At 63.3% G+C, this 25646-nt stretch carries 26 protein-coding genes and 1 tRNA gene; 16 read left to right on the top strand and 11 right to left on the bottom strand.

The features are described from left to right. Positions 1-109: 109 nt before the first annotated feature. Genes ACR9ZN_RS17890 through ACR9ZN_RS17900 form a run of 3 tightly spaced genes read right to left on the bottom strand, consistent with a single transcriptional unit; the run spans position 110 to position 3143 of the window. Positions 110-1102 carry a GntR family transcriptional regulator gene (locus ACR9ZN_RS17890; protein ID WP_481272813.1) on the bottom strand — a complete coding sequence of 331 codons (993 nt, stop codon included), beginning with the start codon at positions 1100-1102 and terminating at the stop codon, positions 110-112. Positions 1103-1135: 33 nt separating this feature from the next. Further along, positions 1136-2005 carry a substrate-binding domain-containing protein gene (locus ACR9ZN_RS17895; protein ID WP_454815500.1) on the bottom strand — a complete coding sequence of 290 codons (870 nt, stop codon included), beginning with the start codon at positions 2003-2005 and terminating at the stop codon, positions 1136-1138. A gap of 25 nt (positions 2006-2030) precedes the next feature. Then, complete coding sequence (locus ACR9ZN_RS17900) at positions 2031-3143, bottom strand: mandelate racemase/muconate lactonizing enzyme family protein (RefSeq protein WP_434957813.1); 1113 nt, start codon at positions 3141-3143, stop codon at positions 2031-2033. 297 nt (positions 3144-3440) lie between these two features. On the opposite strand from ACR9ZN_RS17900, the gene ACR9ZN_RS17905 reads away from it, so the two are divergent. The 3 genes from ACR9ZN_RS17905 (at position 3441) to ACR9ZN_RS17915 (ending at position 4529) form a co-directional block, all read left to right on the top strand. Beyond that, positions 3441-3740: a transcriptional regulator gene (locus ACR9ZN_RS17905; protein ID WP_434957814.1), complete on the top strand. Its 300-nt coding sequence runs from the start codon at positions 3441-3443 to the stop codon at positions 3738-3740. Further along, entirely contained in the window at positions 3737-4063 is a 327-nt protein-coding gene (locus ACR9ZN_RS17910; protein WP_441770310.1) for a hypothetical protein, read from the top strand. The genes ACR9ZN_RS17905 and ACR9ZN_RS17910 overlap by 4 nt, the downstream gene beginning before the upstream one ends. 181 nt (positions 4064-4244) lie before the next feature. Next, complete coding sequence (locus tag ACR9ZN_RS17915) at positions 4245-4529, top strand: hypothetical protein (RefSeq protein ID WP_481272814.1); 285 nt, start codon at positions 4245-4247, stop codon at positions 4527-4529. A 94-nt stretch (positions 4530-4623) separates the two neighbouring features. On the opposite strand, the gene gndA is transcribed toward ACR9ZN_RS17915, so the two are convergent. After that, positions 4624-6048: an NADP-dependent phosphogluconate dehydrogenase gene (gene gndA, locus ACR9ZN_RS17920; RefSeq protein WP_481272815.1), complete on the bottom strand. Its 1425-nt coding sequence runs from the start codon at positions 6046-6048 to the stop codon at positions 4624-4626. 258 nt (positions 6049-6306) lie between these two features. Here gndA and ACR9ZN_RS17925 point away from each other — a divergent pair, with 258 nt between their 5' ends. Then, positions 6307-7638 (top strand): hypothetical protein, encoded by a 1332-nt coding sequence (locus tag ACR9ZN_RS17925; RefSeq protein WP_481272816.1) that lies wholly within the window; start codon positions 6307-6309, stop codon positions 7636-7638. On the opposite strand, the gene ACR9ZN_RS17930 is transcribed toward ACR9ZN_RS17925, so the two are convergent. Continuing rightward, positions 7595-9028, bottom strand: coding sequence for a C69 family dipeptidase (locus ACR9ZN_RS17930; protein WP_481272817.1), 1434 nt, complete (start codon positions 9026-9028; stop codon positions 7595-7597). The two genes, ACR9ZN_RS17925 and ACR9ZN_RS17930, sit on opposite strands and share 44 nt — an antisense overlap. 216 nt (positions 9029-9244) lie before the next feature. On the opposite strand from ACR9ZN_RS17930, the gene ACR9ZN_RS17935 reads away from it, so the two are divergent. Further along, positions 9245-9493 (top strand): hypothetical protein, encoded by a 249-nt coding sequence (locus ACR9ZN_RS17935; protein WP_434957819.1) that lies wholly within the window; start codon positions 9245-9247, stop codon positions 9491-9493. Between the two features lie 227 nt (positions 9494-9720). Beyond that, positions 9721-9936: a hypothetical protein gene (locus ACR9ZN_RS17940; protein WP_454815513.1), complete on the top strand. Its 216-nt coding sequence runs from the start codon at positions 9721-9723 to the stop codon at positions 9934-9936. 238 nt (positions 9937-10174) lie between these two features. On the opposite strand, the gene ACR9ZN_RS17945 is transcribed toward ACR9ZN_RS17940, so the two are convergent. Then, positions 10175-10249: transfer RNA gene (locus ACR9ZN_RS17945), tRNA-Thr, on the bottom strand. Positions 10250-10349: 100 nt separating this feature from the next. On the opposite strand from ACR9ZN_RS17945, the gene ACR9ZN_RS17950 reads away from it, so the two are divergent. The 3 genes from ACR9ZN_RS17950 (at position 10350) to ACR9ZN_RS17960 (ending at position 12710) form a co-directional block, all read left to right on the top strand. After that, complete coding sequence (locus ACR9ZN_RS17950; RefSeq protein WP_454815515.1) at positions 10350-10511, top strand: hypothetical protein; 162 nt, start codon at positions 10350-10352, stop codon at positions 10509-10511. A gap of 159 nt (positions 10512-10670) precedes the next feature. After that, positions 10671-11966 carry a UDP-N-acetylglucosamine 1-carboxyvinyltransferase gene (gene murA / locus ACR9ZN_RS17955; RefSeq protein WP_434957822.1) on the top strand — a complete coding sequence of 432 codons (1296 nt, stop codon included), beginning with the start codon at positions 10671-10673 and terminating at the stop codon, positions 11964-11966. A gap of 96 nt (positions 11967-12062) precedes the next feature. After that, positions 12063-12710, top strand: a complete 648-nt coding sequence (locus tag ACR9ZN_RS17960) for a glutathione S-transferase family protein (RefSeq protein ID WP_481272818.1) — start codon at positions 12063-12065, stop codon at positions 12708-12710. Between the two features lie 22 nt (positions 12711-12732). Here the strand turns inward: ACR9ZN_RS17960 and ACR9ZN_RS17965 are convergent, their stop codons facing one another. Beyond that, the gene (locus tag ACR9ZN_RS17965) at positions 12733-13635 is read right to left on the bottom strand and encodes a LysR substrate-binding domain-containing protein (protein ID WP_481272819.1); all 903 of its coding nucleotides are present in this window, start codon (positions 13633-13635) and stop codon (positions 12733-12735) included. A gap of 92 nt (positions 13636-13727) precedes the next feature. On the opposite strand from ACR9ZN_RS17965, the gene ACR9ZN_RS17970 reads away from it, so the two are divergent. Then, positions 13728-14231: a DinB family protein gene (locus ACR9ZN_RS17970; RefSeq protein ID WP_481272820.1), complete on the top strand. Its 504-nt coding sequence runs from the start codon at positions 13728-13730 to the stop codon at positions 14229-14231. Between the two features lie 199 nt (positions 14232-14430). After that, on the top strand, positions 14431-14616 hold the full coding sequence (locus tag ACR9ZN_RS17975; RefSeq protein ID WP_441770303.1) for a hypothetical protein: 186 nt from the start codon (positions 14431-14433) through the stop codon (positions 14614-14616). Between the two features lie 83 nt (positions 14617-14699). On the opposite strand, the gene ACR9ZN_RS17980 is transcribed toward ACR9ZN_RS17975, so the two are convergent. The 4 genes from ACR9ZN_RS17980 to ACR9ZN_RS17995 form a co-directional block, all read right to left on the bottom strand. Continuing rightward, positions 14700-15536, bottom strand: a complete 837-nt coding sequence (locus ACR9ZN_RS17980; protein ID WP_454816832.1) for an alpha/beta fold hydrolase — start codon at positions 15534-15536, stop codon at positions 14700-14702. 92 nt (positions 15537-15628) lie between these two features. Further along, the gene (locus ACR9ZN_RS17985) at positions 15629-16666 is read right to left on the bottom strand and encodes a glycoside hydrolase family 25 protein (protein ID WP_454815523.1); all 1038 of its coding nucleotides are present in this window, start codon (positions 16664-16666) and stop codon (positions 15629-15631) included. 312 nt (positions 16667-16978) lie between these two features. Continuing rightward, positions 16979-18205, bottom strand: a complete 1227-nt coding sequence (gene hemA / locus ACR9ZN_RS17990) for a 5-aminolevulinate synthase (protein ID WP_434959691.1) — start codon at positions 18203-18205, stop codon at positions 16979-16981. Positions 18206-18405: 200 nt separating this feature from the next. After that, entirely contained in the window at positions 18406-18762 is a 357-nt protein-coding gene (locus ACR9ZN_RS17995) for a hypothetical protein (RefSeq protein ID WP_454815525.1), read from the bottom strand. A 78-nt stretch (positions 18763-18840) separates the two neighbouring features. On the opposite strand from ACR9ZN_RS17995, the gene ACR9ZN_RS18000 reads away from it, so the two are divergent. From ACR9ZN_RS18000 to ACR9ZN_RS18020, 5 genes are all read left to right on the top strand, one after another. Beyond that, positions 18841-19719 (top strand): DMT family transporter, encoded by an 879-nt coding sequence (locus ACR9ZN_RS18000; RefSeq protein ID WP_434957829.1) that lies wholly within the window; start codon positions 18841-18843, stop codon positions 19717-19719. Between the two features lie 322 nt (positions 19720-20041). Then, positions 20042-20329, top strand: coding sequence for a co-chaperone GroES (gene groES, locus ACR9ZN_RS18005; RefSeq protein ID WP_149253952.1), 288 nt, complete (start codon positions 20042-20044; stop codon positions 20327-20329). Positions 20330-20370: 41 nt separating this feature from the next. Next, a complete protein-coding gene (groL, locus tag ACR9ZN_RS18010; RefSeq protein ID WP_434957830.1) occupies positions 20371-22011 on the top strand; it encodes a chaperonin GroEL in 1641 nt (546 codons plus the stop codon). A 302-nt stretch (positions 22012-22313) separates the two neighbouring features. After that, on the top strand, positions 22314-24158 hold the full coding sequence (locus ACR9ZN_RS18015) for a monovalent cation:proton antiporter-2 (CPA2) family protein (protein WP_481272821.1): 1845 nt from the start codon (positions 22314-22316) through the stop codon (positions 24156-24158). Between the two features lie 111 nt (positions 24159-24269). Continuing rightward, on the top strand, positions 24270-25469 hold the full coding sequence (locus tag ACR9ZN_RS18020) for an amidohydrolase family protein (protein WP_481272822.1): 1200 nt from the start codon (positions 24270-24272) through the stop codon (positions 25467-25469). Positions 25470-25646: the final 177 nt, after the last annotated feature.

Consider the following 25646-nt stretch of genomic DNA (forward strand, 5'->3'; position numbering starts at 1 on the left):
TCCGGCCGAGATCGATGGGCTTTTATGCTGATATCGGCGCAAAAATGCAAGCGTGACCGTGCCCGTCATATTTGACATTGATTTCGCCTCGAATCGAGCCGTTTTCAGGTCAAATCGGGTCAAGATAGGGGTATAACTGCTTCGGACCGAGTGTAGGCAGATCCGCAAGGCGTGCTGGATTCTCGCCACGCGAGTGCCACAAATGGCTTTTTAGGGCGAGCGCCGCCTCTTCCACCCGCCCCCCGGCAAGATGTTCCAGCACAGTTTTATGCATCCCGATCATCTGAGGAATGTCGGTGCGCTCGCCATAATTGCCGAAAGACAGATGTACCGAAATCAGCGGTAATTGACAGCGATAAAGCGTGGCACGCAACTCCTCATTGGCACAGCGCAGCACGATGTCCTGATGCAGATCCGTTTCGAGCCGGTGCAACAAGGATGCATCCGATCGCGCCTCGGCGGTGTGCGCCTGCGACACCCGTTCGAGTCTTTCCTCGATTATCGACGGTTCGAGCCCTGGCGCGGCCTGCCGAAGGGCGGCCGGCTCCAGCAGGATGCGCATTTCGTAGAGCTCGTCGATTCGAGCCGGTGTCAGTGGGCCCGCATACCAGCGCGCATTGGCCTCCTGGCGCACCAGGCCGACGCGTTCGAGCCTCAGCAGGAGTTCATGGGCAACGGTGCGGCTGACGCCGAAATGCTCTGCCAGTGCGAGGGTACGAATCTGGAAGTGTCCGAACAGCAGGCATGACGCGACCTGGCGCTCGAGCGTGGGATAGATCAGGCTGCGCCAGTTGCGCTGCCCGAGCTCACTGCCAAGGCCCTCTGGCAGCGTGACGTGGCCGGCGAGATCACCCGGCCTTGCCGGCACCGCTTGGCTGAGGCCGACGACCACCCCCCGCAGCGCCGGCCTGCGATGGACCAGGCGTTCCGCCTCCAGGCGGGTCAGCGCGACCACGGCCGGCATGCGGCCGACACCGAACAGATCGGTGACTGCCTTTTCCCGGATGACGAACCCGGCCGGCAGCGCACCGGAGCGAATATGGGAAGCCAGCGTTTCGCCGACGATCTCGTTCAACCGTCGTCTTGTCGCCGGGATGCCCATGCCGCCCCTCCCCTCGCATCGTGCGTCACGCGCTCAACGGTAGCCCGCTTCCGACAGGGCCCGGATCCGGGCTGCATTGTCGCGGTCGACGATGGCGGCTCCGGCATCGAGGCTTGCCGGCATCAAGCCATACCGCAGATTGAGCACGAGCTGAATCACCGGATAGAAGCCCTGGGCATAGGGTTGCTGGTCGATGGTGAAGGCAAGCTGTCCCGCTTCGATCAGCCGCAATATGGCGGGCGACAGGTCGAAGCCGGCGACATAAAGCGCCCGGCCTTCCTGTTCCGCCGCCAGCCCGGCTGCTTCGGTGTCGGCCTGCCCGGTGGCGAGAATCGCCGAAATGCCGGGCTCTCTGGCCAGAACCGCCAGGATATGCCGGGTGGCCTCCTCGACCTGATGACCGGTTACCGTCTCGATCCACTCGATGCCAGATCTTTCCAGGGCGGCCTTGATGCCGTCGCGTCGTTCCTCCAGCGCCGAGATGCCGGCATCGTGGAGAGTGAGCAGCACGCGGCTGCCTGGAGCGATGGAAGCGGCTGCCCGCCGGCCAAGGGTCCGGCCGGCCGCGCCGAAATCCTGCGCGATACCGCTGAGCGTGCCGGCGCTGCCGCTGCCCTGGTCGATGTTGAAGGCCACCACCGGAATGCCCCTGGCATGGGCCTCGGCGACCACGGGAGCGAAGGCGGCGCCGTCGAAGGCGACGAGTGCCAGCCCGTCCACACCATCAGTCATGCCCCGCCGTGCGAGCTCGGCCATTTCCTCGGTGTCCACCCCCTTGGTTCCCGTGAACACCGCCTCGACATCCATCAGGGCGGCAGCATCCATCATGCCCTTGCGGACGGGGCGAAAGAAATCCTCGTCACAGGTCACGGCGATGAACTGGAGCCTCAGCCGCCTTGCCATGACATTCCTCCTTCCCCTCTTTCGATCAGCGCGCCGTGATCCGCCTCGCCGACCCCTCGGCCTGCAAGGCGGCAAGGGCCCCTTCGTCCCAGTCGATACCCAGACCCGGTTCTGGGGAGGGCAGCGCATAGCCGGCTTCGATGCGCATTGTTTTGCCCGTCACGCCGTCGAGCTGGGGAATGTATTCCACCCAGCGTGCATTGGGCACGGCACAGCACAGGCCGACATGCAGTTCCATCAGGAAATGCGGGCAGACCGCGACATTGAAGCTCTCCGCCATATGCGCCACCTTGAGCCAGGGCGTGATACCGCCGATGCGGGCGACATCGACCTGCACCACCGAGCAGGCGCGCCGCTGCAGATAATCGCGGAAATGGGACGGGCTGTAGATGCTTTCCCCAACCGCGATCGGGATCGAGGTGGAAGCGGCCAAGCGAACGTGCCCATCGACATCGTCGGCCGGCAGCGGCTCCTCGAACCAGCCGATATCCGCCTCGCGATAATGATGGGCACGCCGGATCGCCTCGTCCACAGCGAAGGCCTGGTTGGCATCGGTGAAGATTTCGAAGCCCTCGCCGACGGCTTCACGCACGGCGATGAGGCGATTCACGTCTTCGCGCACCGGACGGCCAACCTTGATCTTGCAACCGCCGAAACCGTCGGCCTTGGCCTTTAGGGCGTCGGCGACAATGGCCTCCTTGTCGAGCTGCAGCCAACCGCCCTCGGTGGTGTAGAGCCGGACCCTGTCCTGGGCACCGCCGGCCATGACATGCAGGGGCAGTCCGGCCTTGCGGCAACGCAGGTCCCACAGCGCGGTATCGATCGCAGCGAGAGCGAGCGAGGTAATGGCGCCCACCGAGGTTGCATGGCTGAGGAAGAGCAGATCGCGCCAGATCTGCTCGACCATGGCGGCTTCGCGCCCGATCAGCGCCGGCGCGAACGTGCGCGCCAGGAGTTCCAGGACGGAATGCCCCCCCGTGCCGATCGTATAGCTGTAGCCGATGCCGACGGCACCATCGCTGTCGAAGACGCGGACGATCGGTGTCTCCTGGGCCACGAAGGATTGGATGGCGTCGACCCGCTTCACCTTGGGTTCGAGCACCACCATCGACAATTCGATGCGTTCGATCCTGGCCATGCGAGGCCTCCCCCTTCTTGCCGAGGCATTCTGCTATCCCGGATCCCGGCCCGCGCAGACGCGGCTGAAATCAGAATATGTCCTGGCTCTGTTTCGAGGTCATCAGAGCGGCCGGCATGCGCAAAGTCAAGCATAGTGCATGGAATATGCATTATGACGCGGGCATCGTCTGGGAGGGGCTGCAGGAATCGACGGATTTGTCGGCGCACGCGCCATGCAACCGGTTCCGTCCCATCGGCGGGCAGCGTATAGTCGTGATCGCTATCCGATCATCCGATAAGAGAGGGGACTGACGTCATGCATGCTACCCCGATTACCGGTGCGCAGATCCGGGCCGGCCGTGCCCTGTTGCGCTGGACTGCCCAGAAGCTGGCGGATGCCTCGAGCCTCGGCGTGGCGACAATCCGGCGAGCCGATGCCTTTGACGACATTCCGCAGATCACCAGCGCGAACGCCGCCGCCATCCGCCGGGCGCTCGAAACCGGAGGGGTGGAATTCATCTCGGAGCATGGCCGGGGCGTCGGCGTCCGCCTGGCCCGTCATCGCCTGCTACAAGGCGCGCAATTCGATCATGTCAGCGACGGGAATGAAGGGTGAGGAAGTTTTATCTGGCGGCGGCAGCGGCGGCTTTCATCGGTACGCCGTCCGCCCAGGCTTATGACTATATGGCGCTCGGCCTCGGCACGATGCCGTGCAAATATTGGCTCTCCACCACCCGCCTCGAAGGGGAAGGCAATAGCTGGATTCTCGGCTGGTGGACCGGGCTCAACAGCCGCAACGACAATCACTGGGTCGGCAGCCGCACCGATGGCAACGGCATCATCCTGGCGGTGAAGAGCGAATGCCAGCACCAGCCCGACAGGCTGTTGATGAACGCCATAGACAGCGTATTCAAGAAGATGGCCAATCCGAGCAAATAGGCTGCCTCTTCGGAGAAATACCGGAAATTTACCACATAGTCCGCTTTGCGAGCCTATTTTGGCCCGGCAGATTCGTGTGCATTGACACCTGCCGCTTGTATCCCTATACCGGATAACGTAACATTCCCTTACGTTACATCGGCTGGGCGGCAGTTAATATTCACCAACGGAGACGGATACTATGTTAAGAATTGTAAAGATTGCTGCCGCTCTTGGATTCATCGCCGCGACGGCTGGGGCTGCGCAGGCCATGCCTGCCTCCACGCCGATGACGAAAGGCTCTCTGATCGTCAACGAAGTTGCTTTCCGCTGTGGCCCGGGCATGGAGCGTAATCGCTTCGGGCGCTGCGAATTCCGCCGCGCCGACCGCTTCGAGCGCCCTGCCCCGGCCTATCGTCGCCCGGCTTGCCCTCGCGGCACGCACCCGGCTCCGTCCGGCCGGCGCTGCGTTCCCAATCGCTTCTGATCGAAGGCACCGCTTTCCGATGCCGATATGAAAGGGCGGTGTGACCGGTTACGCCCGGGAGGCGTGGCCGGTCACGCCGCCCTTTCCTCAAGCGTTACTCGGCACCGGTGTGCCAGGGGCCATGATGGGCACCGGGCTGGTCGATGCGTTCGAAGCCATGGGCCCCGAAGATGTCGCGCTGGGCTTGCACCAGGTCCACTGTGGCTCTGCTGGCCCGCAGTTGCTGCAGATAGTTGAGGGCCGAGGTCAGGGCCGGCACCGGGTGGCCATTGGCGAGTGCAAGGCCGAGAATCTTGCGCGCGGCCGGCAGGCTCGCCTTGAGCTCGCCGGCAAAATCCGGATCGAGAATCAGCGATTCGGGCGCCGGCGTCGCCGAATAGGCGTGCGACATGCTGTCGAGCATACGCGAACGGATGATGCAGCCGGCGCGCCAGATCTTGGCGATCTCGGCAAGCGGCAGGTTCCAGCCGAACTGCTTGGAACCGGCGGCCAGGACGTCGAAGCCCTGGGCATAGGCCAGGATCTTGCCGGTCAGCAGAGTCTTCTCGATCTCGGCGATGATCTCGGGCGTCGCCGTGCCGATCGCGGCCCGCTCGGCATCGCCGAGGACACCGTTCACCGCCTGGCGCAGGCTGCGCATGCCGGAAAGGCCGCGCGCCTCGACGGCTGCAGCGATGGCGCTTGCCGGCACGCCGAGATCGAGCGCCTCGATGGCGGACCAGCGACCCGTGCCCTTTTGGCCGGCGCTGTCGAGAATGATGTCCACCAGCGGCTTGCCGGTGGCGGGATCGGTCGTGCGCAGGGCCTGCACGGTGATCTCGGTGAGATAGGAGGCGAGCGGACCTTTGGTCCAGCCCTCGAACACGTCGGCGATGGCCGATGGCGTCATGCCCAAGCCGGCGCGCATCAGGCCATAGGCCTCGGCGATCATCTGCATGTCGGCATATTCGATGCCGTTATGCAGCGTCTTGACGAAATGGCCGGCACCGGCCGGGCCCATATAGGCGCAGCAGGATTCGCCCTGATAGCGGGCGGCGATCGCCGTCAACACCGGCTGGACCCGCTCCCAGGCCTTCTGGCTGCCGCCCACCATGATCGAAGGACCGTGGCGAGCGCCCTCCTCACCGCCGGAAACGCCGACGCCGAGGAATTCGAAACCCTCCGCCGAGAGGGCCTGGTCATGGGCGACGCTGTCGCGGTAATTGGCATTGCCGGCATCGATGATGATGTCGCCCTTGGCGAGATGTGGCTTGAGCTGGGCGATGGTCTCGTCGACGGCAGCACCCGCCTTCACCATCAGCAGCAACGCACGCGGCGGCTTGAGGGCGGCGACCAGTTCCTCGATCGAACGGCAGGCAATCATGTTGCCGGCGAGATCACCCGCCTCGACCAAGGCCTCATCGGTGCGGGCCGAGGAACGGTTGTAGACGGCAACCTTGAATCCCTTCTCGGCAATGTTCATGGCGAGGTTGCGACCCATGACCGCCATGCCGATGACTGCGATATCTGCCTGTGCCATTTTCGGCTTCTCCCTGTTCGCCCGGGGTGCCCCGAGCACATCGATCCTTTCCTTGCGCTATGCCGCCTTTGTCCCAGGATGTACAGGCCTCCCCACCCGCGGAAGCGCTGAATATTTGGGCAATCGCGCCATGAAGTCTTTCCAACAAACCGGTAAGCCGCCCGCTCGTTCAACGGCAGGCCGTCCCGACCGATTTGACAAAATACGGCATTTGCCGCCAGGTCCAGCGCCTTGCTACCAAAGCCCGGGGCTCTCTGCGTGGATTTGACCGCCATCGCCAAAACCGTCGCGCAGGCGCTCGCCGCTCTCGCCATCATCGTCGTGCTGGCCTGCCTCTCGCTGGGGCTGGCCGACGGCCTGCGCCGGCCTGAGGCCATCCAGGAAGCGGTCCGGGCGGCCATCGCCAGCCAGTCCTTCGGCGATCGGGAAGGTATCGAGCGCATCGGGCAGCACCGGCTCAGCCATTTCAGCGAATGCATCGGCCTCTCGACGGCGATCGCTCCAGCCGCGGCCAATCCCATCACCTTCATGCTGCAATCCCCGGCCCTGCTCTGGCAGCCGCCGAGATCGATCTGCGACAGCTTGCGAGAACAGCTTGCCGGCACGGAGCAGCCGCATTTCGCCTATTCGCGCTACTGGCACGGCTATCGCCTCGTCACCGAACCGTTCCTGTCGTTCTTCTCCTATCGCAGCCTGCAGCTTTGGGGCGGCGCCTTTCTCATCCTCTGCGCCTTTCTGGTGCTTGCTCCGTTCCTGCCTCCCGTCATCCGCGGCACGGCGAGCCTGGCACGGATCGCCACGCTGGTTGCCGTTATGGTCCTGGGCCTGGTGATGACGGACCTGCCGATATCAGGCCTCACCCCGACCCACATGGTCTCCCTCTCGGTCCTCCTGCTGTGCTGGGCGGTGGCCTTGCGCAAACAGGGCCCGATGGAACTGCTTCGCATCGCGCCCTGGGCCTTCGCCATGGGGGCGATCTACAATTTCTTCGACTTTCTCTACAATCCCGACCTTCTGGCCTACGTACTCGGCTGGACCTTTCTGCTGCGCGCCGTGCTGGCCGAGCAGCGCCCGCTCGGCGCCAGCCTGGTGCAGGCGATCCTTCTGCAGGGCGTTGTTATCGCCGGCTATATCGCCATGTGGGCAGCGAAATGGGTCCTGGTGGTGGTCGCCGGCAGGATCTTCGGCGAACAGACCTCGGTGCCGAGCCAGGATTTCGCCCGCTGGTTCGGCGGCGGCGACGGTGTCTACCGGCCCCTGCAAAGCCTCTACGAACTGCTGCTCGAGAGTGCCACCATGCCTCTGGGCTGGTGGCCGATCGCAGCCTGCCTCCTGGCCGGGCTCGCGCTGTTCTCGCTAGCGCTGCGGCGCGGCCAGGCAGCGGCCATGCTCGGCGTTCTGGTGCTGACAGTCCTGCCGCTGCTGGTGCTGGAACTGAAGGCCAACCATAGCATCCAGCATGCGCCCTTCACCTTCCGCCTTATTCCCTTCGCCCTGGTGCTCAGCCTTGCGGGGGCGGCGGCGATGCTGGGCCGCTCGGCACCCATCACCACACTTGCGCCGGGGCACGCGGGACGGGTTCAGTCCTGAAGCCGAAGAGATAACGTGTCCTGGTCTCCAGGGCCTGCGCCAACTGCTCCATGGTATCGAGGGCACGCCGCAGTTCGGTGTTGGTGAAATAGGTGAGCAAATGCGCGGCGAGATTCGGCTCGCCGGCTTCGATCAGCACCGCGGCGCTGCGTGCGATTCTCGCCTGCTCCGCCGCCAGCGCCGCCTCGATCGCCTGCCACAGCGTCAGGGCTTCGGGCAGGAAGGCTTCGTGGTGCTGGAAGAGCAGATTGAGCAGCCGCTTGCCGGCGAGGCTGGCCGAGCGGGTCGATTCGATGCCCTGCGGCACCGCCGACAAGGTTTCGGGGCGCCCCTTCTCAGCATGGCGTGTGTCGAGGAAGCGCGAGGCCTCCCCGTCGCTGAGATAGCGGTGCTGACGATATTCCTCCGCTACGGTCTCGATGCCCAGGAACACCGGCACGAAAGGTGCCGCCACCGCGCCGACCTGGGTGTGCCAGATGAGGCGCAAGGCCTCGGGAATCACGCCCAGCAACGGCACCACCTGGCCGTAGCCGGCAGTGTCGCCGGTCAGCCGCTCCGTGCGCACGGCCCAGAAGATGTCCGCCAGGCCGATCTTCTCCGGCCGGGCTGCCCGTGCCGTCATTTCCTCTTCGATCCATTGCACACCGGGCCAGCGCCCCTTGCCGTCGCCATAGACGGCATTGGCATCGAAAGGCGCACCGGGCCGGTGCCAGCCGCGCTCCTGCGCGAAGGAGACGAAATGCGGTGGATAGAGAAAATCCGTCTGCGCCGGGTCCTCGACCGGCACCTGCCCGACATAGCCGGGCCGGGAGGCGCGAATGGCATCCGGCCCGAGACGCTCCGCCACCCACAAGCCCTGGCCGCCCGAGAACTCGATCACCACCCAGGCCTCGTCAGCATCGGCGATCAGATGCGAATTGCCGCCATAATCGGCATAGCCATGGCGGGCGATCAGATCGGCGATGATCTCGACGCCCTCGCGGGCCGTGCGCGCCCGCTCCAGCACGAAGCGGCCGAGGTCACTGTAATTGGGACCGGTCTGGTCCGATGGCGTCATCGCCACCAGTTCGGCGCGGGAGGATGACCAGATGTCGCGCACGGCGATGCCATGTTCGTTGAGGCCGCCATTGGTGAGCGGGGCCGGCACCCCCTTGTAGTAGCTGTAGCTGACGCGCAGATGCCGCGCCGTTTCGGGAACCTGCGGAATCTCGCTCATCTGTCCCGGCAGATCGGCCTGAGGCGTCACGCCGACCGCAATCCGCGCATCCGCCGCATGCCGGCATCGAGGCACGAGTTCGAGCCAATGGCTCGAGGGCTCGTCGCCATAGCCGGCGAGATAGGCGATCCCATCCGCCGTATGGTTCCTGCCGATATAAAGACCGTAGCTCACCACCGGCCTCCGCCTTGGAATTCAACAGCCCTGAGGGGCGCCGACAAGGTAGGCCGTCATTCCGCCAAAGGTCACGCGGCATCGTGCCGCGCGCCCTGTGCGCGCCGTCACGGTCGAATAACGAGACATGCGTTAACCTTTGTGCAACCTAATCATCCCTAGCGTAAGGCTACCGGGCGGCGGGGCGCTGCAGGTGAACTGGAGTTCAACCAGGGAATGACAGATATTTCGCAAAACGCTCAGATTTCCAGCGACTGGTTCAGTTATTTTTTTAATTCGACCATGCTCAGCATGATCGTCCTCGATCTTATTGTAGCTCTCGTAATTTTAATTGCTCATCGCTGGTTCGTCTTGAACGAGCGGAAGATTAACGCAACGTCAACCACATCAGCAACTTCAACGGCTTCAGAACAGATCGAAACGCGCCTCCCTGGCATCGCCATACGTCCAGTTGCGCTCGCCTGAGCAGGACGATCGGCTACCCCCTCATTCGGGGCCAGCCTTTCCACCTCGTTGCCTTTGCGCCTGGCATCACAGACTTTCCTTGATGCGGCCTCATCATGGCCCCGGGCGAAGCGTACTCCCTTCAGCCTAGTCCTTTCGGGGCAGGCCAACTCCTAATTGCTGACTTGGCCGCGCGACGCCTCGCTTTATCATAGCGATGTCCGTTTCTTTTCACCCAATCGATTGCAATGACCTCCGAACAAGCCAATCTTCTTCGCGCCTGCTATCTCTCCGGCCAGATGAGCGAGGCTCAGTGGCAGGAGCATCTCCGCAACGGCGATGTGACCGAGGAAGCTCCTTCTCTTGCGGCCGGCGCGAAGCCCTTGCCGGATATGCTCGCCGAGCTGGAAGCGACCTATGATCTGCGCCCACCAGCCAAGAAGCTGGCCCGCTCAGAAGTTTGAGGGGGGATTGGCGTTCGCCGAGCCACAGGACGATGCTTATGCGGGCCGGACATCCGGCCCGTTTCATTTTGCCCGCATCTCTTCCTCGGACGAGGAAGATTCCCGGCGAATCTGCTTTCGCCCGAACAGCCTCGACCTCCCCGTTTTCGGAGAGCCCGGCCGAGGGCGGACAGCTTGAATGGACGGCTCAACCAGCCGAAGCCACAGCATGAACAATCAATTGTTTCAAGGATTTAGATGGTGCTGCAAGAGAGGATTGAACTCTCGACCTCTCCCTTACCAAGGGAGTGCTCTACCACTGAGCTACTGCAGCTTCTGCCAAGGTACTTGCCCGGCGCGGCGCTCTAGTGCCACAAGGGAGGCTTCCGCGCAAGCCGGTTGCTGCATAAAGTCGTCATTTGATGAAAACACCCGTGAAAACCGAGGCCGAAAAGCGAGCCGAGCGCCTCGCCAAAGCCCTGCGCGCCAATCTCGGCCGGCGCAAGAGCCAGTCGCGCGGGCGTGACGCCGTGTCGAGTGAAAGCCGGGTAATCGCCGACGCCGATGCGAAAATGCCACAGGACGATGCCGAATAGGCCCTGCCGCGATTCCGCCCCGGCTTCGCCCTTGTCCGGCCTTTGCGCTTCGTTTACTCAAACCGGTTAACCTTATCTCTTACGTTGCTCGACTGCTTGCCTTCCGGCCGCCAATGCGCCGATCACGGGCAAGGCCGAGGCCATTCCGAAGGATCGAACATGGATCGAATCAAGATCACCGGCGGCGCGCCGCTTCACGGCGTCATTCCGATTTCCGGCGCCAAAAACGCTGCCCTGCCGCTGATGATCGCGAGTCTGCTCTCCGAGGACGTGCTCACCCTCACCAATGTGCCGCGCCTGGCCGACGTCGCCCTGCTTGCCCGCATCCTCGGCAATCACGGCCTCGACGTCACCATCGCCGGCAAGCGCCCGGGCGAGCTGGAACTGACCGGCCAGACGGTGCGCCTCGATGCCCGATCCATCGTCGACACCACAGCGCCCTACGAGCTGGTCTCGCGCATGCGCGCCAGCTTCTGGGTGCTCGGCCCGCTGCTCGCCCGCATGGGCCGTGCCCGCGTCTCGCTGCCAGGCGGCTGCGCCATCGGCACGCGCCCGGTCGACTTCCTGCTGATGGCGATGGAACGGCTCGGTGCCAAGATCGAGATCGAAAACGGCTATGCCGTCGCCGAGGCGAAGAACGGCCTGAGAGGCGCAGAGATCGATTTCCCGAAAGTCACGGTCGGCGGCACCCATGTCGCATTGATGGCCGCGACCCTGGCCGAGGGCACCACCGTCATCCACAATGCGGCGCGTGAACCCGAGATCGTCGATGTCGCCGACTGCCTGATCAAGATGGGCGCCAAGATCAAGGGCGCCGGCACTGCCACCATGGAGATCACCGGTGTCTCGCGCCTGCAGGGTGCCCATCACCGCGTCATCTCCGATCGTATCGAGGCCGGTACCTACGCCATGTGCGTGGCGATGGCCGGCGGCGACGTCATGCTCGAAGGCGCCCAGCCCGAGCTGTTCGAGAATGCGCTCGACGTGCTGCGCGAGGCTGGAACCGAGATCGCCGCCACCAATGAGGGCATCCGCGTGCGCCGCAATGGTCACGGCATCGATCCGGTGGCCGTGACGACCGAACCCTTCCCGGGCTTCCCCACCGACCTGCAGGCCCAGCTGATGGGCCTGATGACCAAGGCCAAGGGCAAGTCGCGCATCACCGAGACGATCTTCGAGAACCGTTTCATGCATGTGCAGGAACTCGCTCGCCTCGGCGCCCATATCCATCTCGACGGCCAGACGGCGATCATCGAAGGCGTCAGCACCCTCAAGGGTGCCCCGGTGATGGCGACGGATCTGCGTGCCTCGGTGTCGTTGGTGATCGCCGGCCTGGCGGCCCAGGGCGATACCGTGGTCAACCGGGTCTATCACCTCGACCGCGGCTTTGAGAGCCTGGAGCGCAAGCTCGCCGCCTGCGGTGCCCAGATCGAGCGCATTTCCGGCGAAGGCTGAGATTTTCCACTTCGCCAGCGTATGCCGGCCTGGTTATCTTCTGAAGGGGCGCTGCCATGTCGGTTCGCGCCCCTTTTGCGTAACGAACCGTCGAGCATGCTGAGAATCTGGGGACGGCGCAATTCCTTCAACGTCCAGAAGGTGATGTGGCTGGCCGGCGAACTCGGCATCGCCCACGAACATATTCCGGCGGGCGGCGATTTCGGCGGCCTGGATACGTCTGAATTCCTGGCGCTGAACCCGCATGGCCGAGTGCCGCTTATCGAAGATGCGGGCACTATCGTGTGGGAATCACACACGATCCTGCGCTATCTCGCCGCTCGATTCGGAGCCGGACGTTTCTGGCCTGATGACGCCGGCGACCGCTCGCAATTCGAGCGCTTGATGGATTGGTCGCAGACTGCCCTGCAACCGGCCTTCCTATCTGACGTGTTCTGGGGCTTTTACCGCACGCCGGAAGCACAGAGGGACTGGTCACGCATCCGCCGCGGCATCGAGCACTGCAGTGCTCATTTCCTGCTGCTCGATCGCTGGCTGAAAGGCAGGGACTATATGCTGGGCGATCATCTCAGCCTGGCTGATATCACCGTCGGCACCACGCTCTATCGCTATTTCAATCTCGATATTCCGCGCCCTGAAATCCCGAATGTGCAGGCATGGTACGAGAACCTGGCGACACGTGCCCCCTATCGGGAGCATGTGATGATGCCATTCGACGATCTCCATGGCCGGCTCGCCTACTGAGAAACATTGATCCGCTCCAGAGCTAGAACGTCTTGTCGAGGCGCTCCTTCAGATAGGCGCTGAACTCACTGGCAAAACGCTCCGCCACCTCGATACCGGTCTGGTTTGCCGAGCGAATCATCTGGAAGCCCGCATCGATGAAGATGCTGAAGGGGCGAAAGACGATGTCCCGGCTCGTGAACTCGCTTGCAGAAGCCGGATCGACCAGTGCGATGCCCGCGCCTTCGGCCACCAAGGTGAGGGCCGTATAGGAAAGTCCTGTTTCGAGCTTGGCCAGGCGTGGCACCCCGGCAAGCGCCAATTCCACCCGCATCGAAAACAGCGTGCCGGGATCCAGGTTGATGACGCGCTCGCCGGCAAGATCGCCTGGTTCGATGACCGGCCTGCCGACCAGACGATGGCCTGCCGGAAGCGCGGCAATGGCGGCAGCCGGATAAGGCTCGATGACAAAGCCGCGCCTGTCGAGCGGCTCATCCGCATAACCGATATCGGCCTGGCCTGACGCCACCGCCTCGATCACCATGGCGGAAGGAAGCGCATTCAAGGACACGTTCAGGCCCGGCTTGTCGCGCAGGAAGCGGGCCAGGAAGCGCGGCAGCAGGCTATTGCCCAAGGCCGGCATGGCTGCGATCCGCAGGGTACCGGCCGAATGCCGCCTGATCTCCTGGGCGAGGAAGGCAATCCTGTCCAGGCCGACAAAGGCCCGTTCCACTTCCTGTATCAAATCGATCGCAGCGCGGGTCGGCCTGATCTGATTGCTCTTGCGTTCGAACAGGATGAGGCCCGTGGCACGCTCCATATCGGCGATCAGGCGGCTGACAGCCGGCTGCGTCACCGACATCAGCTCCGCCGCCAAGGTCATCCGGCCGGTGCGCATGACGGCCCTGAAGGCCTCGATTTGTCTCAGATTGATCGAAGGTCCCATAACATCTGCTTATTCGTGAGCGTCAAATTCGAATTTGCGCGAATACGCTGCCGATGCAAGTCTGCTGCAGCCGAACAAGACGGAGAGACGGCATGGGCTCGCAGACCCTTCTGATGTCGCTATATCGCTACAAGGCCTGGGCCGACGATCTCATGCTGGACGCGATGATCGAGGTAGAGCGCGCCGGCCCGCTCCCTGGTTTCGGCGCGGCGCTGCGCATCCTCAATCATGCCCATATCGTCGATCGCATTTTCATGGCGCATCTTGAGGGGCGCAGCCATGGCTATGACGACAATGAACCGGACGACGTGCCGGCCTTGAAGGATCTTTCCGCTGATATTCGCCAGACGGACAGCGCCTATGTCGATTACATCGCCGGCCTGCCGGCTGAGGAATTACGGGAGACCGTTCGTTTCAGGTTCACGGATGGACAGCCCGGACGCATGTCGCGCGAGGAAATGCTGGCCCATGTCGTCACACATGCCGGCTATCACCGCGGTGAGATCGGCCGGCTCCTGCCGCAGATTGCTGAGGCTGCTTCCGTGGACGTTTTCGCGGGCTATCTGCACCGGTCCGATCCGGATCGCCGAATCTAGAGCAAAGTGCGATTTTTCTGAATCGCGCCTTTTCTCTAACTCCTCGTTTTAGCGCGTTTTCTTAATCGAAAAGTCTATCAACTTTTCTGGAAAACGCTCTAGCGGCAAGATGGTGGTTGAAACCCTGCGACTGCTGACAGGCTGCGGTCAGCAGACAAATCCTATATTCTGTCGGACAACGGTTAGCGGAGTTCGACACATGTCCAGCACCGACTATCAGGACGATCCCTGGGGCCGCCATTGGTGCCATGCACCCCGGCATAATGGCTTCCTCCTCACTGGCGGGGCACCGAAGCCGGGCATCTTCCGCATGCTCCTGCAACGCATCAAAGCGATGGCGCGCGGCAAGCCGGTGCCCTCCGATTACGAAGATCGATCGGCATAGATTGCCGCTTCACGCTTTCTTGCGCGTTCTCGGAGCAGGGCGGGAAGCATTTTAGGCATGAGCAGGGCTTGGCAAGCCCGTGCTCATTTCCCGTCGAGGAACCCGATCAACGCCGCATTAAACAGGGCCGGATCCTGCAGGAAGGCGAAGTGACTGGCATTGGGCAGGATCAAAAGACCGGCGCCGGGGATGGTGGCGGCGATGTATTCGGTATGCTCGCGCTTGATCGCCTCGTCACGATCGCCATCAACAACCAGCACCGGCGTCTTGATCGCCTTGAGCTGCACATCGGTCCAGCTCGGCTGTGTCGCCCACATCTGGCTGATCTGGCCGACGAAGGCCTCATACTCCTTCGGGGTCTGCGACAGCTTGGCATATTCCTTGCCGGCCCGTTCGATATAGGCGGCGAAGGTAGGATTCTTGTCGACCCCGTCCTTGACACCGGAGGTCACGGTGTTCGCCGCGAAGGCGAAGATCTTGCCGACGCGGTCGGGATGACGGATGGCGAGATCGATGCCGAGAATGGCGCCGTCGCTCCAGCCGACGACATCGGCCCGCTTGATCTTGAGCTTGTCGAGCAAGGCGACCACGTCATCGGCCATCAGGTCATAGCCATAGGGCTTGGTATCCCGGCTCGAGCGGCCATGGCCGCGGCTGTCGACAAGGATCACCTTGTGACGGCGCGCCAAGGCCTTGGCCTGCAGGCCCCAATAGTCCGAATTGCCGAGGCCGCCATGCAGCAGCACGACCGGCGCTCCCTTTCCCAGGGTGGCGTAATAGAGCTTGATGCCGTTGATATCGGCAAAGCTGCCCTTGGCGACGGGTGCCGGCGTCGGCGGCAGCGTCTCCCAGCGCTCGGCCGCCCGGACCGCACCGAAGGAGGCGAAAAGCAGGAAGCAGGCGGAAAAGGCGGCAAGCATGATGCGCATTGGAAGGCCCCTCGACTCGAAATCCGATCGAGCCGACGATCCATCATTTACACACCAACGTCAAAATCTATTAAAATAGTGATCTATTCTCGGGACGCATAACGGTCGGAGCCTGGGCTTCCTCCACCGGTATTCTGATCAACCCAGCGATACCACGCTTCGGCGCTGCCGTTGAAGACGTTGAGGTCGATCTTCTCGCTGACACCATGCGAGAGCCCCGATCCCGAATATTGCCAGAAGATCCATCTCCGGCCTTCGAACACCTTGGAAGGATGCTGGGCGACCGAGCGCAGCCAGAAGGGATAGTCGAGGAAGGCGCCTTCCAGATTGTCGTGATAGAAGCCCGGCGCCGTGTAGATGATGGGCCGCTGGCCGTAATGTTTTTCGACCATGGTCAGGAAGGCCTGCATGTTTTCGCGGATGTTGCTGGGCGACGGCCGCCGCTTGCAGGCCGAGTCGGCATTCCATTCGACATCGAGCACTGGCGGCAGCGCCCCGTCGACACGCGGTACGTTGCGGATGAACCAGCGTGCCTGCTCGGCGCCGCTGCGGCACCAATAGAAGAAATGATAGGCGCCGCGCCTGAGCCCGGCCTCGTGCGAAGCCCGCCAATTGCGCCTGAAGAGGGGATCGAGATGGTCGCCGCCATCGGTCGCCTTGATGAAAGCGAAATTGGCACCTTGCTGGCGCAGCGTCTGCCAGTCGATGTCGCCCTGCCAGCGCGAGACGTCGACACCGTGAACCGCGAAGGCGCGCGGCGAAGCCTTGCCGAAATTGATCGGCTTGGCATCCCGGAAGCGCCGGCCATAGATGCGCTCGCGCAGGCTCTGCTTGATCACCGGCGCGGCCATGGTCGCTGCCACGGGCTCGACGGGGAGTGTCACGGGCCGCAGTGGCGGCCTGGAAATCGGTGGCGACGCCATGGCCACCGTGTCCGGCGGCACGCCCTCGGGGAGTGGCTGCTGGATCGGTTCCGGCTCCGGCGGCGCCGGAATGGAGGAAGCAACCGAGCCCGTGGTCTCCGGCGGCCGGATGGGCCGGTCAGGATCGCCGCTAATGGCACTGCAACTCGCCAGAGCGAGGCAGGCGACGAGAATGGCTGGCAGACCCAGTACGCGCATGGATACTCACGTCAACAAACGCCGGAACGATCGGCCCCAGTCCCCCCGGAAGCCGTAACGAAACGTTTGTGCGCAAATCGCCAACAAAGATTGAATCAGGGCGCCTCACCGTTGATTTCGCGCCACAAGGCGCGCCATTCCCGAAACATGGTAACTTTTCGGCTAGCAATCATGGTTACCACCACGGCTTGTTTTCGGCCGGCTGCTCCGTCTCGGCCCATGCCGTCATCGCAAGCGCCGCCAGGCGCTCGCAACGCGCCGGAGTGCTTCACGCCGTTCGCAATAAGGAGAAGCCGGGTTTCAGAGGCGGGCCTATTCCGCTGCGGCACGCAGCCGGAAGGGCAGATCGAGCTTGTGCCACACCGCCACCAGTGCCTTCGTCAACTCGGCGATCAGTTCCTCGCCATGGAAGGGTGTCGGCGTGATGCGCAGGCGCTCGGTGCCGCGCGGCACGGTGGGATAGTTGATGGGCTGGATGTAAATGCCGTGTTCGGCGAGAAGCAGGTCGCTGGCAGCCTTGCAGCGTTCGGCATCGCCCACGATCACCGGCACGATATGGGTTTCGGAAATCGTCACCGGCAGGCCGGCATTGGCCAGCGCCGCCTTGGTGCGGGCCGCATTGGCCTGCTGGGCCGCGCGCTCGCTCTGCGAGGCCTTGAGATGACGGACGGAGGCCTGAGCCGCCGCTGCCACGGCCGGCGGCAGCGCCGAGGTAAAGATGAAGCCCGGTGCATGTGAGCGCACGGCGTCGATGATGGGGGCATTCGCAGCGATATAGCCACCGAGCGTGCCGAACGCCTTGGCGAGCGTGCCCTCGATCACGTCGACGCGTCCCATCTGACCGTCACGCTCGGCGATACCGCCGCCGCGCGGGCCATACATGCCCACGGCATGAACCTCGTCCAGATAGGTCATGGCATTGTAGCGCGCGGCCAGATCGCAGATCCGTCCGATCGGCGCGACGTCTCCATCCATGGAATAGACGCTCTCGAAGACGATCAGCTTGGGACGCTCCTTGCCGGCCTTGCGCAGGAGGTCTTCGAGATGGTCGAGATCGTTGTGGCGGAAGATCACCTTCTCGCGGCCCGATTGCCGTACGCCCTCGATCATCGAATTGTGGTTGAGCTGGTCTGACAGGATCAGACCATCAGGCAGCAGCCTGCCGAGGGTGGAAATGCCAGTCTGGTTCGAAACATAGCCGGAGGTGAAGACCAATGCGGCTTGCTTGCCGTGGAGGTCGGCAAGCTCGCGCTCCAGCGTCACCACCTGGTGGCTGTTGCCCGAGATGTTGCGGGTACCGCCGGCGCCGACGCCCAGATGCTGCGCGGCCTCGACCATGGCGGCGATCGAGCCGGGGTGCTGCCCCATGCCGAGATAATCGTTGGAACACCACACCACGATTTCGCGCGAGCCTTCGGGCGCATGCCAGAGAGCGTGGGGAAAACGCCCGGCGATTCGTTCGATATCGGCGAAGACACGATAGCGCTTCTCACGCCGGAGAGCGTCGACAGCCGTTTCGAAAATCGCGGTGTAGTTCATCATCTCAACCCAAACTCGCCTTGAACCGGATTTACGGGGCCTGCCCCAAACCCGGCGACGCTGACCGAAGAAGCCAATGCTCGCTTCGAACTCTTCCAATCTAGCCCAGTCATAACCCGAATTTTGGGCCGATGCACCAGGATGGACAGTAAAGACGGCGATTGGTCGCGGGTCCTTGCGCTTTCGCACGCATCGCAATCTCACGCCCAAGCATAGGAGCAAGCCATCGGCCCGTCTTGCTTCGATTGCTGGAAAGTGCTTCCCGCCAAGCGGTAGGAAAGAATCCGGCCGCGGAAAGGAAGCGAAGCCGAGAAATATTTTCGCCGCCCAATGGACGATTCACCCCCTTCCTCATTAATGAAAGGAAACAAGATTTCCTGACACGCAGCGGTTGTTCCCGTGTTTTTGCCCGATATCGAGATCCGCGCAGCCCGTAACGGTGGCGGCACCGCTGTCGGGCCGCCGACAAGCCGCGCCTGCGCATATCGTGGCCCAAGCAGATTCCTCCTGATCGGGCCACGGGTCCGATCAGGAGGAATCTGCAAGATATCAAACATTTGCAGAGTTTCCTGGCGAGACCCATCCGTGGGCCGCGCCAGGAAACTCTGCTTAGCCGTCGCCCCGAAGGTGCGGCCATGAGGAACGAGGCGTCGTTGCGCCCCATCCTGATGTCGGGGCTGGGCGTCACCTTCCTGGCCTTTCTCGACACCGGCATGAAGGTGATCTCGACCACCTACCCGCTGATGCAGGCCATCACCATGCGCTATGGCGCCGGGGCCGTGGTCGCATTGGTGATCTACCTGCTCTTCGCCAAGGGCCGGCCCAGTCCCGCAGCGCTCAAGCGCAACGCCCTGCGCGCCGTGGTGGTCCTGGCGACGGCGGCCTGTTTCTTCACGGCGATTTCGCGGCTGCCGCTGGTCGAGGCAATTACGCTCACCTTCCTCGCCCCGCTGCTGATGGCCGTGCTGGGGCGCATCATCCTGAAGGAGGCGATCGCCGTGCGGGCGCTGGTGGCCATCCTCGTCGGCTTTGCCGGCGTGCTGGTGATTGCTCGCGGCCAGGAGGCCAGCCAGGCCCATGCCTTCGACGTGATCGGCCTCCTGGCGGCGCTCGGCTGCGCTTTCTTCTACGCTCTCTCCATGGTGCTGATGCGTCAGCAGTCGAGCCAGGATTCGACTCTGACCATCGTGATGCTCTCCAATTGCTTCGCCTTCCTGTTCGTGCTGCCGGCCGGCCTGTGGCAATGGCAGCCGGTCAAGCTGGAACATTGGCTGATTACCGCCACCGTCGGCCTGTTCGGCACATTCGGCCATCTCTGCCTGGCCTGGGCCTACGCGCGCGGCCATGCCGCACGGCTCGGCATCATGGAATATACCGCCTTCGTCTGGGCGATGATCTTTGGCTACTATATCTTCTCCGAAGTGCCGACGAACTGGACGCTCGCCGGCGCCACGCTGATCATGGCCGCCTGCCTGTTTGCAACTTTCAGCGTTCCACGGGCTCGCGCGGCATAGAGCAAAGCGGTTCCACGGGCTCGCGCGGCATAGAGCAAAGCGCGTTCAGGCGAGAACGCTTGTTTTGCCCTAATTTGCTGTTTCGATGGGTCTTTGCGAGGCGCGGCGTCCGCGTCCAATCGCAAAATGCTTCAGGCGCGCCATTCACCAAATTCGCTTTGGCTAAAATTGTTTACGGGCGCGCTCCTTGACAGTCCCGAGGGGGCTGACTAAATCCGGGTCAGTCGTTAGCACTCGCATTCAATGAGTGCTAACGATCTTTCATAAAATCCCTTCGATGTGGACCAAGGGGCCTAGCCCCTCGCACAAGAGGAAGACCAACATGAAGTTCCGTCCGCTCCACGACCGCGTGGTCGTACAGCGCGTCGATGCCGAGGAAAAGTCCAAGGGCGGCATCATCATTCCTGACACCGCCAAGGAAAAGCCCCAGGAGGGCAAGGTCATCGCCGTCGGCCCCGGTGGCCGCGATGATTCCGGCAAGCTCACTCCCCTCGATGTCAAGGCTGGTGATCGCGTGCTGTTCGGCAAGTGGTCGGGCACCGAGATCAAGCTCGATGGTGAGGATTACCTCATCATGAAGGAATCCGACATCATGGGTATCGTTGCCTAAACGGCAGCTACCATCTCCCCATTCATTCTGAGGACACCCAAATGGCTGCCAAGGAAGTTAAATTCTCCACGGAAGCGCGCGACAAGATGCTGCGCGGCGTGGACATTCTCGCCAATGCCGTCAAGGTTACGCTCGGCCCGAAGGGCCGTAACGTCGTGATCGAAAAGTCGTTCGGCGCACCCCGCATCACCAAGGACGGCGTCACCGTCGCCAAGGAGATCGAGCTCGCTGACAAGTTCGAGAACATGGGCGCCCAGATGGTGCGTGAGGTCGCCTCCAAGACCAACGACACCGCTGGCGACGGCACCACCACCGCTACCGTGCTGGCCCAGGCCATCGTCCGCGAAGGTGCCAAGGCCGTTGCCGCCGGCATGAACCCGATGGACCTCAAGCGCGGCATCGACCTCGCCGTCACCGCTGCCATCAAGGACATCGCTGACCGCTCCAAGAAGGTCGCGAACTCGGCTGAAATCGCCCAGGTCGGCACGATCTCGGCCAATGGCGACGCCTTCATCGGCGGCGAAATCGCCAAGGCCATGCAGAAGGTCGGCAATGAGGGCGTGATCACGGTCGAAGAGGCCAAGAGCCTCGACACCGAAGTCGACATCGTCGAAGGCATGCAGTTCGACCGCGGCTACCTGTCGCCCTACTTCATCACCAATGCCGAGAAGATGATCGCGGACCTCGAGGATCCCTATATCCTCATCCACGAGAAGAAGCTCTCGGGCCTCCAGGCCATGCTGCCGGTGCTTGAAGCCGTCGTGCAGACCGGCAAGCCCCTCCTCATCGTCGCTGAAGACGTCGAAGGCGAAGCTCTCGCCACCCTCGTCGTCAACAAGCTGCGTGGTGGCCTGAAGATCGCCGCCGTCAAGGCTCCGGGCTTCGGCGACCGCCGCAAGGCCATGCTGGAAGACATCGCCATCCTCACGGGCGGCCAGGTGATCTCCGACGACCTCGGCATCAAGCTCGAAACCGTCACGCTCCAGATGCTCGGCCGCGCCAAGAAGGTGACGATCGAGAAGGAAAAGACGACGGTTGTCGACGGCGCCGGCAAGAAGAAGGACATCGAAGGTCGCGTCGCCCAGATCAAGGCTCAGATCGAAGAGACCACCTCCGACTACGACCGCGAGAAGCTCCAGGAGCGCCTGGCCAAGCTCGCCGGCGGTGTTGCCGTCATCCGCGTCGGTGGTTCCACCGAAGTGGAAGTCAAGGAGAAGAAGGACCGCGTTGATGACGCTCTGAACGCCACCCGCGCGGCCGTTCAGGAAGGCATCGTTCCCGGCGGCGGCACGGCTCTGCTCCGCGCCAAGGCTGCGGTTTCGAAGCTGACCTCCGACAACTCCGACATCCGCGCCGGCATCAAGATCGTCGAGAAGGCTCTCGAAGCCCCGATCCGGCAGATCTGCGAGAACTCGGGCGTCGAAGGCTCGATCGTCGTCGGCAAGATCCTCGAGAACAAGTCGAAGACCTTCGGTTTCGACGCGCAGAACGAGGAATATGTCGACCTGCTCGAGAAGGGCATCGTCGATCCGGCCAAGGTCGTGCGCACCGCGCTGCAGGACGCCGCTTCGGTGGCTTCGCTCCTGATCACCACGGAAGCGATGATCGGCGAAGCGCCGAAGGACAAGGGCGCTGCTGCTCCGGCAATGCCGGGCGGTGGCATGGGCGGCATGGACTTCTAAGAAGTCCATTCGCCCAAAAGCGAAAGATCATCAAGTCCGGCAAGCCGGACTTGATTGGGCGGCATGGACTTCTAAGTCCGGCTTCCTTTGGCTTGACGAAGGGCGGTGCCGCAAGGCACCGCCCTTTTTCTTTGCCGTGAGCAGACCGATCAACAGCTGCCCTTGAACCGGCTTCCGAGGAGATTAAATCTGGGAGACCTCCTCTCTTTTTTCTACCATCCTCCAAGTACCTCCGATCCCTTTCCGGACACTGGTCGTCCCCAAGGAATTGACCTGACCGCTCTCCAATTGCATGAAGGCTCATGGAACATTCCAACGCCAGTTTTCTTCCCAGCCTTCTGCTCTTCCTCGGCGCCGCGGTCGTCGCGGTACCCATCTTCAAACGCATCGGTTTCGGCGCCATTCTCGGCTATCTGATCGCCGGGCTCGCCATCGGCCCCTCCGGCTTCGCGCTGTTCACCGACACCGTCACCATTCAGCATATCGGCGAGATCGGCATCGTCCTGCTGCTCTTCGTCATCGGGCTCGAGTTGCAGCTCTCGCGCCTTCTGGCGATGCGCAAGGATATTTTCGGCCTCGGCGGCCTGCAGCTCCTGGTCTGCGCCCTCGTGATCGGCGGCATCGCCAACGCATCCGGCCTCTCGATGATGGGCTCTGCGATCACCGGCATCGCCCTTGCCCTCTCCGCTACGGCGATCGCCCTGCAAGTCCTGGGCGAACGCGGCGAATTGCAGGCGCCTTATGGCCAGCGCAGCTTTGCCGTCCTGCTGTTCCAGGACATGTCGGTGGTGCCGATCCTGGCGCTCATCCCGCTTTTCGCCGTCGAGGCCAGCCACGTCGCCAGTGAAGGCGGCGGCTGGCTGCGCACCGGCATCATGGTCGGCTCGATTGCCGTGGTGGTGCTGGCGGGCCGCTATCTGCTCAATCCGCTGTTCCGCATCCTCGCCACCACCGATGCCCGCGAGGTGATGACGGCCGCGGCCCTGCTGCTGGTGCTCGGCACCGCCCTCCTGATGCAGTGGGCGGGCATGTCGATGGCGCTCGGCGCCTTCCTCGCCGGCGTGCTGCTGGCCGAATCGAATTTCCGCCACGAGCTCGAGGCCGACATCGAGCCCTTCCGCGGTCTCTTGCTCGGCCTGTTCTTCATGAGCGTGGGCATGGACATCAATGGCGCGCTGGTGCTGCAGCACTGGCTGGCTTTGGTGATCGCCGCCCTCGGCCTGATCCTGGTCAAATCGGTCTCGGTCGCCGCCGTCTTCCGCCTCACCGGCTCCACCAGGCTCGATGCCATCCGCTCCGGCATCCTGCTCTCGCCCGCCGGCGAATTCGCTTTCGTACTGATCCCGCTCGGGCTCTCCTACGGCTTCCTCCAGGGCGAACAGGCCGGATTCGTCAAGGCATTGGCCGCATTCACCATGCTGTTCGGCCCGCTGATCGCAGCCGGATCCGAACGCCTGCTCACGCGTTTCGCCCCGGCTGAGCTGACCCGGGAGGAGGATTATTCCGACGCTCACGGCAAGGCCCTGGTCATCGGCTTCGGCCGCTTTGGCCAGGTCGTCTCCCAGGTCCTGCGCACCGCCGACATCGAGACGACCATCATCGACAAGGATGTCGAGATGATCGACGTCGCCGCCCGCTTCGGTGCCAAGGTCTATTTCGGCGATGGCGGCCGGCTGGACGTGCTGCGCGCGGCCGGGGCCGGCGAGGCCCGCGTGATCTGCGTGGCGATCGATGACCGCGCCACGGCGGTGAAGATCGTCGAAATGATCAAGGCCGAGTTTCCGCTCACCGAGGTCTATTCCCGCGCCTATGATCGCCAGCACGTGCTGGCCCTGCTGAGCGCCGGCGTCGACTTCCACATGCGCGAGACCTATGAGAGCGCCCTCGCCTTCGGGCGATCGACCCTGGAAGCCCTCGGTGTCGACAATATCGAGGCCGAGGAGATCATCGAGGACGTGCGTGACCGCGACGCAAGGCGCATCGTGGCGCAGCAGCAAGGCGGCATCTATGCCGGCATGGACCTGGTCAATTCCAAGCGCCTGATGAAGCCCGAGCCGCTGGAACGCCCGGACACGGTTGGCGTCACCCTGAACAAGGAAGCCATCGACGCGGCCGAGGAAGCGAAGGAAGACGAAGAGACCGGCTGATACCCCTCGCAATCGCTGCTTCCCTTGCCAGCGATTGTGTGGGGCACAGGCTTGAGCTCTCCCAAATTGTTTGTAGACTAACGATCTTGAACAATTCGGGAGGAGCGCATCATGGCGCATGAGGAAGCCAAGGCCGGCGGTGCCAATGACAAGCTTGTCATCCGCAATATCGGCCTGCTCTTGAGCGGTGACATCGCCAATCCCATCCTCGATGCCGATACGATCGTGGCGGTCGGCGGCCGCATCGCCGCTATCGGCAAGGCGAGGGATCTCGACCTTTCCGGCGCCGCCAGCGTGATCGATGCCTCCGGCACCGCCGTTACACCCGGCCTGATCGACAGCCATGTCCATCCCGTCGCCGGGGATTGGACGCCGCGGCAGAACCAGCTCGGCTGGATCGAATCCAACCTCCATGGCGGCGTCACCACCATGATATCCGCCGGCGAGGTGCACACGCCCGGCCGCCCCAGGGATGTCATCGGCCTCAAGGCAATGGCTGTTTATGCCCAGCGCACCTTCTCGGCCTTCCGGCCCAGCGGCGTGAAGGTCCATGCCGGTGCGCCGGTGATCGAGCCCGACATGGTCGAGGACGATTTCCGGGAACTCGCCGCCGCCGGCGTGAAACTGCTCGGCGAAGTCGGTCTCGGCGGCGTCAAGGACGGCCCGACCGCGCGCAGGATGGTGGGCTGGGCCCGCAAATACGGCATCCAGTCGACCATCCATACCGGTGGCCCCTCGATCCCCGGTTCGGGCCTGATCGACAAGGACGTCGTGCTGGAGGCCGACACCGATGTGATCGGCCACATCAATGGTGGGCATACCGCCCTGCCCCTCGACCAGATCCGCTGCATCTGCGAGGGCTGCGGCCGCGGCCTGGAACTGGTGCACAATGGCAATGAACGGGCCGCCCTCTACACGCTGCGCACCGCGCGCGAGATGAACCAGCTCGAACGCGTCATTCTCGGCACGGATGCGCCGGCCGGCTCGGGTGTGCAGCCGCTCGGCATCCTGCGCATGGTCTCGATGCTGTCCTCGCTCGGCGATGTGCCGGCAGAGATCGCCCTGTGCTTTGCCACCGGCAATACCGCGCGCATGCGCTCCCTCGATTGCGGGCTGATCGAAGTGGGCCGGGCTGCAGATTTCGTGCTGATGGACAAGGCCCAGCATTCGGCGGGCAAGAACCTGCTTGAGAGCATCGAGTTCGGCGACCTGCCTGGCATCGGCATGACCGTGATCGACGGCGTGGTGCGCACCCAGCGCAGCCGTAACACTCCGCCGGCGACGAAGGTGCCGGTGATCGAGGGGGCTTGACGGCCGGTCGCGGCTAAGCAGATTCCTCCTGATCGGGCCTCGCCAAGAAACTCTGCTTACGGGCGGACGAACGCCGCTCTCATCGAAACTACGGCGGAGCCACCAATACGGCCCGCTTCAGCGTAGCAGTGCCTTGTCCTGTGCCACAAGGGTGCCCCCAGTCACATAGTCGGTACG

It is taken from the genome of Labrys sp. HAY1-8F (genome assembly GCF_056754975.1).